13 protein-coding genes and 1 riboswitch are annotated in these 13,153 nt (G+C 33.1%); of the genes, 1 reads left to right on the top strand and 12 read right to left on the bottom strand.

Features of this window, described 5'->3' with window-relative positions; genetic code table 11:
- Positions 1-4 precede the first annotated feature (4 nt).
- Entirely contained in the window at positions 5-715 is a 711-nt protein-coding gene (gene yaaA, locus Q3907_RS01465) for a peroxide stress protein YaaA (protein WP_301896881.1), read from the top strand.
- Here the strand turns inward: yaaA and Q3907_RS01460 are convergent.
- From Q3907_RS01460 to Q3907_RS01405, 12 genes are all read right to left on the bottom strand, one after another.
- Entirely contained in the window at positions 710-1,687 is a 978-nt protein-coding gene (locus tag Q3907_RS01460; RefSeq protein WP_301896880.1) for a Gfo/Idh/MocA family protein, read from the bottom strand. The genes yaaA and Q3907_RS01460 overlap by 6 nt on opposite strands.
- Complete coding sequence (locus Q3907_RS01455) at positions 1,687-3,102, bottom strand: HAMP domain-containing sensor histidine kinase (RefSeq protein WP_301896879.1); 1,416 nt, start codon at positions 3,100-3,102, stop codon at positions 1,687-1,689. Before Q3907_RS01455 ends, Q3907_RS01460 begins: the two co-directional genes overlap by 1 nt.
- Before the next feature lie 61 nt (positions 3,103-3,163).
- Positions 3,164-3,823, bottom strand: coding sequence for a response regulator transcription factor (locus tag Q3907_RS01450; protein WP_003865578.1), 660 nt, complete (start codon positions 3,821-3,823; stop codon positions 3,164-3,166).
- 15 nt (positions 3,824-3,838) lie between these two features.
- Entirely contained in the window at positions 3,839-5,173 is a 1,335-nt protein-coding gene (gene glmM / locus Q3907_RS01445; protein ID WP_301896876.1) for a phosphoglucosamine mutase, read from the bottom strand.
- Entirely contained in the window at positions 5,173-5,964 is a 792-nt protein-coding gene (locus Q3907_RS01440; RefSeq protein WP_295563272.1) for a YbbR-like domain-containing protein, read from the bottom strand. Before Q3907_RS01440 ends, glmM begins: the two co-directional genes overlap by 1 nt.
- Positions 5,948-6,886, bottom strand: a complete 939-nt coding sequence (cdaA, locus tag Q3907_RS01435) for a diadenylate cyclase CdaA (RefSeq protein ID WP_301896875.1) — start codon at positions 6,884-6,886, stop codon at positions 5,948-5,950. Before cdaA ends, Q3907_RS01440 begins: the two co-directional genes overlap by 17 nt.
- A gap of 22 nt (positions 6,887-6,908) precedes the next feature.
- Complete coding sequence (locus Q3907_RS01430) at positions 6,909-7,676, bottom strand: HAD family hydrolase (protein WP_295645640.1); 768 nt, start codon at positions 7,674-7,676, stop codon at positions 6,909-6,911.
- A 47-nt stretch (positions 7,677-7,723) separates the two neighbouring features.
- A complete protein-coding gene (ggt, locus tag Q3907_RS01425; protein WP_301896873.1) occupies positions 7,724-9,298 on the bottom strand; it encodes a gamma-glutamyltransferase in 1,575 nt (524 codons plus the stop codon).
- 545 nt (positions 9,299-9,843) lie between these two features.
- The gene (locus tag Q3907_RS01420; protein WP_295645425.1) at positions 9,844-10,506 is read right to left on the bottom strand and encodes a LytTR family DNA-binding domain-containing protein; all 663 of its coding nucleotides are present in this window, start codon (positions 10,504-10,506) and stop codon (positions 9,844-9,846) included.
- Positions 10,507-10,562: 56 nt separating this feature from the next.
- Positions 10,563-11,324, bottom strand: coding sequence for a creatininase family protein (locus Q3907_RS01415; protein WP_295563262.1), 762 nt, complete (start codon positions 11,322-11,324; stop codon positions 10,563-10,565).
- 2 nt (positions 11,325-11,326) lie between these two features.
- Positions 11,327-11,944, bottom strand: coding sequence for an ECF transporter S component (locus Q3907_RS01410; protein WP_295645419.1), 618 nt, complete (start codon positions 11,942-11,944; stop codon positions 11,327-11,329).
- A 92-nt stretch (positions 11,945-12,036) separates the two neighbouring features.
- Positions 12,037-12,155, bottom strand: a riboswitch (FMN riboswitch).
- Between the two features lie 58 nt (positions 12,156-12,213).
- Entirely contained in the window at positions 12,214-13,152 is a 939-nt protein-coding gene (locus Q3907_RS01405) for a PfkB family carbohydrate kinase (protein ID WP_301896871.1), read from the bottom strand.
- Position 13,153 lies beyond the last annotated feature (1 nt).

Raw genomic sequence — 13,153 nt, 5'->3', positions numbered from 1 at the left:
TTGTATGAAAATAATTATATCTCCCGCCAAAAAGATGAAAATAATTGATGATGTTGTTATTCAATGTACAACCCCTTTATTTCTATTAAAAACAACTAAACTTTTACATCACCTTCAAAGTTTAGATTATGAAGAATTAAAATCATATTTAAAATGTTCCGATACAATTGCCAAAACTACATATGAACAATTTCAAAATATGAGTCTAGACAAAAATTGTACACCTGCCATACTTTCTTATTCCGGCATTCAATATCAATATATGGCTCCTCATGTATTTACAGATGATCAAATGAAATATATTCAAGAACATCTTTATATTCTTTCCGGTTTCTATGGATTATTAAAACCGTTAGATGCAATTACACCATATCGTTTAGAGATGCAGACAAAATGTCCATTCTCATTGTATGACTATTGGAAAGAGGATCTTGCCAAACAAATCGATGAACCAATTTTAAATCTTGCGAGTGAAGAATATGCCAAAATCATTCGAAAATATAAACCATTAGTGGATGTTCGTTTTATTGAAGAAAATGGTAAAGAAAAAGGAGTGTATGCCAAGATGGCTAGAGGGGCCATGATTCGCTATCTCGCTGAAAATGAGATTGAAGACATTAAAGATATTACTAGCTTTAATGAACTTGATTATGTTTTTGATGCGAGTCAAAGTACAGAAAAATCGTACATATTTCAAAAAAAGCTATCTTCATGATAGCTTTTCTAATAATTCGACAACCATTTGCGTTTGTTCCTTATATGTTATATAAGATTTATCATCCTTATTTAAGATAATGTCCATAAAATCTTTGCATTCATACAACATATGATTTGGCTGTTCAACACTAATTTTTTCTTTTGTATCTGTAGCTTTTTTACCAATCTGATCCTTCTTTGGAGCATCAAAGAAAACATCTTTACATACGCCACTACTTGCACCAGAAACAATCAATGTTCCCTTATCCCCTTGAAGATATACCGCATTGGGGCTTGAACAATCTTTAGCTCCTGTGCAAGTTGCGATAAAATCTGGATACTCCATAATTATAATTCCGCTTGTATCAATGCCATTATATCCAACATTCTTAAAATAATGAACATCTTTCGGTTTACCAAATAATCCCGTCACAAAATGAAGATTATATACATTGATATCCATTAGTGCACCACCATTAAATTTCGGATCAAAGGCATTCGTTTGATTATGATCTTTATATCTTTGATATTTTGATGAATATTGCGAAAAGTTGCATTGTACCATCTTAATATTTCCACAATTTGATAGATTTTCCTTAATAATTTGATAATTTGGAAGATGTACATTTGTGATGGCTTCAAAAATATAAACACCATTCTTTTTAGCAATTTCGAATAGTTCATTACACTCCTTTAAAGTCGGTGTAAAAGGCTTCTCATTAATAACATACTTCTTGTGTTCCAAAGCCATTTTTGATTGTTTATAATGCAATGAGTTTGGACTTGCTACATATACAATGTCTACGTTTTCATCATTCAACATTTCTTCTAAATCCGTATAATACTTTTGAATACCATGTTTATCAGCAAATTCTTTAGCTCTTTCTTGCGTTCTAGAATAAACACAATATAAATTATATCGTCCATCTAAACGCATTGCTTCAATCATACGATCCACAATAACACCTGAACCTATTGTCGCAACATTCATTATACTTTTTCTCCTTTGGTTTTTACCCAGTTATTTTCTTTTTTCTTTCTTTGTTTTTTTACTTTTCGATAAATAATAAAACGAACTCCATCTTCACTATTCTCACCTTTTACGATATAGTGATTGGCCTTACAAACTTTTGAAACAATTGAAAGACCCAATCCAAAACGACCACCTTCGCCTTTTTCATAAGGCCTAAACAAGAATTCTATACGATCTTCAGGCATTTTGGGCCCATCATTACTGATACATAACCAATCTTCACGAACCTCAATTTTGATGTAAGATTTTGCATATCTAAATGCATTTTCCATGATATTCTCAATGGCTACACGCCATGCTTCTATCAAGCCGTCAAAGAAAACCTCTTCTACATCCGTAATAACTTGAATTTCGGGACGTAGTACAGCCGAATTTAATACAACCTGCTCAACAACGTCCTTCATATTTGTGACAACACCTTCGGCATCACTAGCTACTAAATATTCAACACGATTCATATATAATAAAGAGTGAACTTTATTTTCTAGTCGTTGCGCATTATCTAAAATAACATCAACACTACTTTCAAGTGTGCCATATGGATAAATTCCGTCTTTTATTGATTCTGCATACGATTTAATAGTCGCAATCGGTGTCTTTAAATCATGTGAAATATTATGTATCATGTCTTCTTTTGCCTTATCTTGCTTTTTTAATTCATCATTCATCTTCACAATCGCAGTTGCCATTTCACCAATTTCATCATTTCGATTTAAATGAAGCTCAACTTCTTTACCATCTTTAATTTGTTCAATATAATTTCGAATCAAATTTAAAGGATGGATTATAGAGAATACCCACATTAAAATAATCAAGAAAACGATCATAAACGCAATCACAATAACATAAACAGTTGAATCAATTAAAGAATCTCTAAACTGTGTTGCATACGTATCATCCATAAAGCTTGCCAAAATAATATCGTCATGACAATATATCAAGCGATAGTAATACTTCGAATTTGCGACAGTAATCGTTCCTTGTGAAACATTATTCGTCTGTGAATCCATCTCTTTAGATTGTTTTAACAAATACTCATAAACCTTGCGATTAACTGGCTTTTTATTAGAATTCTGATTTGATATAACATTCATTTCATCATTTTGAATTATACAATTTGTCTGTACACTATCACTTGCTAAAAAAGCATAAATGTCATCTAAACTATTGTTTTGTTTTGAATCCACTAAACCAACAATCGGGGTTTGTCGATTTAGAATCAACTCATACATTTGTTTCGTAATGGTTCGATCAATATTATCGCTGACAAACACAAAGAAAAACATGATAAAAAACATCAAAACCGTCAAAATAATCGAAAGAATTTGTCGTGTTAATGACATTTTTTGAAAATAAAAAGAAGGTCCCTTCATAAAAATATCACCTCATCACTATCATTTTACCATAAGAAAAAGAAAAGGGGATACATTTGTATCACCCTAAACGATATCCATATCCATAGATTGTATGAATATTTAGATTTGGAAGTTTTTTACGTAAACGACGCAAAGTATCATCTACAACTCGATCACTTCCAAAATAATTTTCATCCCAAACATTTTCTAAAATCTTATCACGAGAGAATGCGATTCCTTTATTTTTAATAAACATCATCAACAAATCAAATTCTTTTGTCGTTAATTCAATTTCCACATTATCCGCATAGATCTTTCTTTGTTCTTCATCCAATTCATAACCATCAATACTAATACGATTATTGTCATCACGATATGCACGCTTGATAATATTGTTAACTCTTAATACAAGTTCTTTGGGTGAAAATGGTTTTGTGATATAGTCATCACAACCTTTTTCTAAACCAATAATACGATCAAATTCTTTATCACGCGCAGACATAAAGATAACAGGCGTTTCTGGTCCTTGTAGACGAATTTCTTCAATCAAATCAAATCCAGATTTATCATCCAACATAATATCCAAGATCCACAAATGCACATCATCATCTACGACATGAGCACTCGCTTCTTCATATGTATAATATGAATGAACTTCATATCCTTCTTTACGTAAATATTGGGCAACTAAATTATTGATGTCTTTTTCATCTTCAACAATGTTTATGACTCTTTTCATAGGGTCACCCTCTTTCTAAAAATTATTTGCTTCTAAAAAATCTGTAACACGCTTTACATATTCAGCACACAATTCATCTGTTTTAGCTTCTACCATGACACGAATCAATGGTTCGGTACCACTTGGACGAACTAAGATACGTCCTTCATCACCTAAATCTTGTGCTACTGAATCCACTACTTCTTGTAACTCTTTACTTTCTAAACATGCATTTTTATCTTTAACTGTTACATTTTTCAACAATTGAGGATAAATAAATAATCCTTCACTCAATTCTTGTAATGATTTACCAGTAGCCTTCATGATTTCTAAAATCTTTAAAGCCGTCATTAAACCATCCCCAGTTACTTCATGTTCTAAGAAAATAATATGTCCACTTTGTTCTCCACCAATATAGTAATCATTTTTCTGCATTTCTTCAAACACATACTTATCACCAACTGCTGTTTGAATATAGTCAATCTTATTCGCATCTAAAGCCTTGTATAAACCTAGGTTAGCCATAACTGTAGTAACAACCATATTCTTATTTAAACGATTAACAGATTTCATGTAACGAGAACAAATGTATAGGATGTAATCTCCATCACACAATTCTCCATCTGAGTTAACCATAATTAATCGGTCCGCATCTCCATCAAAAGCTAAACCAATATCATAGTCGCCTTCGCGCATCATTCTTTGTAAAGCTTCAGGATGTGTTGAACCACACTTATTGTTGATATTAATACCGTTTGGAGAATTACTGATAGCATCTACAGTAGCTCCTAATGAATCTAATGTTTCAACAGTTGTACTTGTAGCAGAACCATTTGCCAAATCGCAAAGAATTTTCATACCTGATAAATCTACAGGAACACATTCCTTTAACCAGCTCATATAGATTTCTAGTCCATCTTCCCATTCAAAATATTCACCAATGTGATCTCCGGTAACAAGATTTAAATCTGTTAAACCATCCATATATTTTTCAACTTCAAGAAGTAATTCTTCTTCCATTTTTTCCCCATTGTGGTTAAAACATTTGATTCCATTATCATAGTATGGATTATGACTAGCACTAACCATGATTCCACAATCAAAGCGTTCTTTACGAACCAAATAAGAAATTGCTGGAGTTGGACAAACACCAAGTAAATATACTTGTGCTCCCATACTTGTAGCACCTGCTGCAAGACCTAACTCAAACATATCTCCACTCAATCGAGTGTCTTTTCCAATTAAAATTTTTGCATGTTTTTCTTTTCCGTAATACCACCCTAAATATTGTCCAATTTTAATAGACATATCTAAAGTTAAACCTTCATTTGCTCTTCCTCGAACTCCATCTGTTCCAAAATACTTACCCATTACTCTGAATCCTCCTTGTCTGATGTATTTTTAGCTAATTTCACATTTGCATGTACCGTCTCTGGCGATAATATAACATTTACACGATTGCCCTTGGCATCATATGCTGCCAAAGTTGCATTGGCCTCGAAATCTTGAAGTTGTCCAGTACAATCAATCAATGCCTTTACAATGCGAATTGAATTCAATTGATTCTGACTCGCTGTAATTTTAACAGTCATTGTATCCAATGTAGGCGTATCAAAATCACTTACCTTTTGATTTGTTCCTACTAACAATTCTGGTTGAATTGTAAATGTTTTTGTAACCTTTTTAGAAAGCGTAACATCTATCGTTGCCGGATCAATCACCGCTTCGATTTTCTCTGGCAAGTTTTTAACCTTTAAATTAATGATGTTTTCACCTTCAGAATACTTCTTTAAATCCGCTACAACTTGTACACTACCTTTCGAACGAAATACCTGTATGCTAGTAGAATCGCCAGTTAGTGAAACATCCACTGTACTAGGCACACCAGCTATATCATATTTTTCTGTATCTGCCAATACTTCAACAGCTACATTTCTTAGATCCACAGTTGTTCTTGTATCATTAAACAATTTTAAACTAATATCTTCATAATTGATTACAACACAAATCATAATGGATAAAACTAAAGAAATAATTACTGATCCTTTTTTATCAAAAAGCACACGGTCAACGAGTTTACTGACTTTTTGAAAAACTAAAGTCAATAAACCACGTAACTCATTAAGCCATACAGAAGGGCCTCTTTTATTTGGAGATTCCATGTTGATCGCCCTCCTTCTTTTGTTCAATTAAATTTACAATTTCAATTGCCTTTACACGCTCATCTTTATTTGTATCATCTTCTATTTTTTTCGCACGTTTGCTCATAGATTTTGCTTGATTCAACATAGGAACAAGAATCGAAGATGTGTTTTGAGTTGAATTTTGAACTAACATATTCGTTAAATAACGCTGCAATCCTTCTGGTGGATATTGGGTTAATTGTCCATTTACTGCTACGGAAATATTTCCTGTTTCTTCACTAACAATAATAGTTATTGAATCTGTTATTTCACTAATTCCTACAGCGGCTCTATGCCTAGCCCCATATTTACTAGGCAAATCTTTAGTGGTTGGAGGAAAATAAGCTGCTGCACAAGCTATTTTATTTCCCTGAATAATTACAGCACCATCATGCATTGGTGTTCCATACTGAAATATAGTCCCTAATAATTCAGTCGAAACTTCAGAATCCATCACAATCCCTGTACGAATAAAATCAGACAAGCTCTGTGTTCTTTCAATAGAGATCAAAGCTCCTGTTTTTGATTTTGACATTTGTGAACATGCCTCTACCAATTCATTGATCATTTGTTGAATCTGTGAAACTGAAACATCCGTTGTCAAAATTGCAGTTGTTTTACCTACCTTTTCTAACATACCACGAATTTCTGGCTGAAAAACAACTAAAATTACAACAACACCCCAGTTTAAGAACATTTCAATCAAATAATTCAATGCATTTAAACCTAACCATACAGCTAAAGCCTTGACTAAAACTATAATCAATACACCCTTCACAAGTTGAATTGTACGTGAATTATTACGAACAATTCTAAGACCAGAATATATCAATCCCCATACTACTAAAATATCCAATAATAATCGAATTAGGAATGTAATATCAGATAAGGATAAACTCATCTAAAATACCCCCCTTATTTTTTTACATATTTTTTGAAATCAAATCACTTACAGAATCATATACTACTTGAGCATGTGCTTTTACATCTTCATCTGCACAAGACATTACAGACCCATGTACACCAAATTCAATTAATGGAATATCATTATGTCCATCCCCAATTGTATATACATCTTCTTCATTAATGTTGGCATACGCAATCAAGAAATCTAAACCTGTTGCCTTTGAAATACCTTTTGGCACAATATCAACGACAAAATTATTTGGATAAGCAACAACTTGTTCATAATACAAATCATTGATCTTGCTGGCTACTTCTAAAGCCGAATCTGTATCTTCCATAGATAAAACAATTTGTGCAAAGTGTGACATATCTAACAATTCAGCCTCAGTAATATCTGGTTTCAAGTTTGGATAGCGGTGATCCACTGCATCGGCCTGAAGTACAATACGATGACGATGAACGCCATCATTTACAACATAACTAATAACACTCTCTAATTTTTTAATATTGTGTAAAATATCTACACAAACATCAAAATTCAAATAGTTTGATAATAATACTTCTCCTTTTTCATCAAAAACCATACCACCATTGTTTGTTATTAAATAATCGCATGGTAGATTAAACAATTTTACTTGTGCATCAATGGATTCTTTTGAACGACCTGTGACAATCACAAATTTATTTCCTTTATTTTTCCATTCTTCAATCGATTTTAAATCTTCTGGCATTACATCCTGTGCATAACGCAATGTACCATCATAATCTGTAGCTAAAAGCTTCATGTGTATTTCCTCAACTTTTCTATTTAATATAATTTTATCACATATTTTTAATAACAAGCAATATTACTATCTGTCCTTGACTCACAACCTGCAACATAAACACCATTTTCTAACCGAACAACGATTTGTCCACGCCCAAACATAGCCAATTCTGGCTCAATTTCAATTTCATGGCCTCGTTTTTTTAATTCTGAAATGATATTTTCATCAAATCCAGGTTCAACAATAAATTTCATGTTTTCCACCCACTGAAATCGCTTGGCATCCAAAGCCATTTGTGGATTCAAATGAAAATCAATCATATTTGTAACAACCTGCATATGACCTTGAGGCTGCATATAACCTCCCATTACACCAAATGGACCAACTGGTTTATTATCCTTTGTTAAAAAACCAGGAATAATTGTGTGATATGTCTTTTTATGTGGCATTAAATAATTCACATGATTAGGATTCAAACTAAAATCATATCCACGATTTTGTAAAGATATACCATCTACGACTATCCCACTACCAAAACCCATATAATTTGATTGAATATATGAAACCATGTTGCCATCTTTATCTGCCGTACATAAATACACGGTACCAGAACCATGTGGCTTATCTACACAAGGTGGCAAAGCACAACTTGTGATTTGTTTAGCTCTTTGTTTACCATATTCAACACTTATTAAATCATCAACTGACACATTCATACATTGTGGATCTGTCACATATTCCTTTGCATCCGCAAATGCCATCTTTAAGGCTTCCATTTGCGTATGTACACACTCTGCATTACGACTTTCGAAATTAAAATTATTTAAAATGTTCAAAGCCATTAAAGCAACGATTCCTTGTCCATTAGGTGGTAATTCCCAAACTTGATAGCCATGATAATCCACATGAATTGGTTCTACCCATTCAGCAACATGATCCATCAAATCTTTCTTTCGTAAAAAGCCCCCAAATTTTCTTGACTCTTCATCAATACGATCTGCTAATTCTCCATAATATAACGCATCTGTATTTGTATTGGCAATCTTTTCAAGCACATCCGCAAGTTTTGGCATACGAATGAATTGTCCAGGCTCCGGAGTTTTTCCCTCAAACGTGAAAGTATCATACCAACCTTTAAATTCATCACTGTTAGGGATTGCACTAATCGCCTTTTTCCACATACGAGCAATTTCAGGACTTACTGGATATCCATTTTTTGCATAATCAATAGCTGGTTCTAATAATTGTTTAAATGGCAAAGAACCAAATCTATCGCTCAACGCTTTCCACCCCTTTACAGCACCAGGTACTGTAACAGGAATCCAACCGCGTTTAGGAATTTCATTGATTTTATCAGCAGAAATCAAATAAGGAGAATGTCCTGAACTATTCATTCCATACATTTTATCTTTCATCCATACAATTGCAAATCCATCGGATCCTAATCCATTTGAACAAGGTTCTACAACAGTTAAACAAGCTGCTGTTGCAATTGCCGCATCTACAGCATTTCCACCAGCTTGAAGCATCCTTAAACCGGCTTGTGTAGCTAAATTATTCCCTGTACAAACTACTCCATTACGCGCAATTATATTCATTCTTTTAGATGAAAACGGGTTATCATAATAATTAATATTCATATTTTTATCACCTCCACCATTATACAAGAAATAGAGCAGACATTCCATCTGCTCTCATTTATTTATTCACTTTTTAAATCAGATAACTTTTCTACCTTATCCAATTTCTTTTACCATCCCTATTATAATTATCTATTCATTTTCCTTAAGCATTTTCTCAAGTATGACCATATATGAGTATCTTAAGTTCCATAACCTAGACTGGATGGTATTCTTAACATTCGAAGTACTCTATCCTTTCTGTGATTATTCACCTGATAAAACCCCTTTATCAAAATCCTATTTCCTTTTCTTGTTAAGTTCCATTGAATGTTTTTTCTAGATTTCCTCTAGCTTAACCTTTGGAGCCTTCTCTCCATAGCTTCAACTTTTTATAGTTAAAACTTTCCGTTTCAACTCTATGTTATTGTCATCTTCTCACCGCTCTCTTTTTGTCTCAAGAGAAGTTTTCTCTGCTCTTACTTCTCTTTACACTTTCATTATATACAACAAAAATCAAAAGAAAAGGCAAGTGGTAAAACTCGCCTTTTTACTGGAAAAATTGGTTATTTCATCGATATCTTTCGCTTTTTCCCTCTTGAAACAGGAATCAAAACTTTATTTATAAGCTCAACTTCATCTTTATACCAAGCTACAATATATTTTGAATTTACTATATATGATACATGTACTCGTAAAAAGCCAAACTCCTTAAAAACTTCTTCAAGTGCATTCATACTGTCACGCTTATGAAAAACGCCTTTTTTTGTATAGAAATACACCATCTTTTCATTCTTTTCCAAATAATAAATATCTTCATACGAAAGATTCATACGAACTCCATCATAATTAAATTCATATACATGACTTTGAATACATTGCGAACGAATCATTTGATCATAAGCTGAAATATCTTCTGCAATATTTTCCTTTGAAATATAGAATACACGACTTCTCTCATCATTTGCCCGTATTTTTATTGGATTTTCACAAACATAAATAACAATTGCATTTGGATTATCATGTACAAATACACTTTCAATACGACTTGTCTTAAACATTTCATCAAACACAAATAATTGATAGTCTTCTTCCTTCATCCGTTTTGCGAGATCACTCGCCTTTAAGTAATGACGAAAACACCAATCCTCATGCATAAACAATTTAGATAATTGAAAAACGATGTCCTTTGTTTCTTTTTCATATTCTAAGATGGCTACTTTTATCATACTCATAATTATAAGGATTGAAATCATTTTACGCAAATGTAAACTGTTTCAAAAAACTATTCTTTAAAGTCACGAATTAAAATAAGATCTTTAACAATTGCTTTTGCACTAATCGTTAAAATAACTTCTCCCTTTTCTTTAGTGGCCCCCTTAGGATCACCACCAATTCCAATAGGTTTTCCTTGTTCTGTTACCCAATCTGTACCTAACCAAGACAAATGCGTCTGCATCGCCTTATTTTTAGGGATACCCTTTTCACTAGTCTCTAATTTAACCAAACTTTCATCAATCGCCATAACCATGGAAGTTTCCATCTCTCCACCATGAAAATCAAATGTATTACCTTTTGAAATTGTTGCTTGCACTTCTGGATTGTCAAATGCTCCTGAATTTAACACAAATGGATATATACCAAAATCACTTCGAACTTCTCTAGAAATAAGATTCGCAACCGGTGCATTTCCACCATGACATACAAGTAATACTAATTTTTGAAAGCCATGATGCGCTAAGCTTTCGCAAATATCATACAACATATGATAATACGTCATTGGTTTAAATGTAATTGATCCACAAAAATTTTTATGTTCTGTACTCAATCCAATCGGAATTACAGGAAAAATTAATAGATTTATGTCTTCATCTCTTAACTCTTTTTCAATATAATCACACATTGCCCCAGCAATCAGTGTATCCGTACCAAGAGGTGCTTGATTTCCATGTTGTTCTAAAGCTCCTAACGGAATTAAAACAATTGTATTTTCCCGATCGATTTGTTCCATTTCTAAGCGTGTTAATTCTTGATATTTACAAATCATACTTATTTTGCCTCATAGATAAATTTAAAGTTTGGACGAATCGCAGCAAGTCTTTCCATTAAGAAATACCCAACGATGTAGTTAACTGATATTTTGATCAAGTTAAATGGAATTGTTGCAAGTGCAATAAATGAAGTTAAATCTTTAATACTTGGATTTACAGAACCAACCATTTGTACAACCGAATCTAATGGCATACCCATAGCTTTGGCATACAAAGGTAAAGTAATACATGCATTGCAGAAACATGCAAATATCGTACGCACTAGAATCCCTACAAGCAATGAAACAACGACAGCCTTCCTTGTTTTATTCATTTTCTTATATACAAACCAAGTTGGAAGTACAAATAGTACAATACCTAAAAGATTTGCCAATTCACCAACATAAGCCGTATTTGTTCCTACAGTCACAACCTTTACAACTAACTTAATCACTTCAACTAAAGTTGCAGATACAGGTCCTAAACTAAATAGGGCAATAATACTTGGCACATCACTAAAATCAATCTTATAGAATGGTGGCATCATCGGCAACGAAAATTCCAGTGACATCAACGCTCCGGCAAGTCCTGCAAGCATTGCAGTTAATACAAGTGTTTGAACATTCCATTTTTTCATATTCTTCCTCCTTTTGATTCTGATAAGCTCTTCAAAAAGGAAAACCCCAAGAAAAAATCTTCTCGAGGTTTCAAAAAATACAAAAAATACTTTTGTGTCTTCTACCATCCAGACTATACTGTCGGTCTTGGAATTACACCAAGTCAGCCACTTGCGTGGGTCGCGGACTTTTACCGCCGGTAGGGAATTACACCCTGCCCCGAAGAACTCATTGAATCTATGTTCGTGAATAATATAGCACATCAATATATTGAGTGCAATACATTTGTTCATTTTTTCACAATATCAAATTTATCTTGCGAAAAACAAGGACATACATTTTCACACGAAGCTATGACAGAACTAGCTAAATGACTACCTATCTTCATAGCCTCAAGCATACTCTTACCATAAGTTAGTCCAGCACTTGTCCCAGCACAAAATGCATCTCCTGCTCCTGTTGTATCCTTTACCTCGATTTGACGAGCCTGACAAAAGCCGCTTTCACCATTGTTTTTCACATATAAAGATCCCGCTTCACCAAGTGTTACAATCAAAGAGTTAAATCCGGATTGCTGCAGTTCATCAATCAATGTATGACTTAATTCTTCTGCTGATATCTCTTTAAAATCTCTTGAAAAAAGAATACTCGATTCTAATTGATTACAGATCAAACAATCAAATTGCTTCAAAAGATCTTTTCTTTCAATCGCAATATTCATATTGCTGACAACACCAAATAATTTTTTATTATGTTTTTGACATAAATAAACAACTTTTTCAACAATTTCCTCGTCCATATCTATTTCAGCCACCACAGAATCGCTATTTTCAATAATTGCGTCTCCATTTTCTTCTAAAATTGAATAGATCGGCATTAAATTCGGACGATGAGATATTGAACCCGCTAATTCTCCATTATGATCAAAAACAGCTAGCCATGTACCCATACCGTTTTCGATAGATTTCATATAATCTGTATTCACATTTCGATTTTGCAATCTCTGTTTAACATCTTCTCCTAATGCCGTATTATCAACAATACTAACAAATGTTGAGTTTAAACCTAAATTTGCAATATCTTCTACAACATTTCGTGCTACACCACCATGAATATACTCAATATATCCTGCATTTCTCCCATCAGGAACATATATATCTTGTGGAAAGCCTTTAATATCCACAAAAATCGCACCTACTACGACAATTCCATTCTTTTTTTGAACCACG

It is taken from the genome of uncultured Holdemanella sp. (genome assembly GCF_958348295.1).
Taxonomy (GTDB): domain Bacteria; phylum Bacillota_I; class Bacilli_A; order Erysipelotrichales; family Erysipelotrichaceae; genus Holdemanella.
This window is presented reverse-complemented; position numbering and strand designations above follow the sequence as displayed.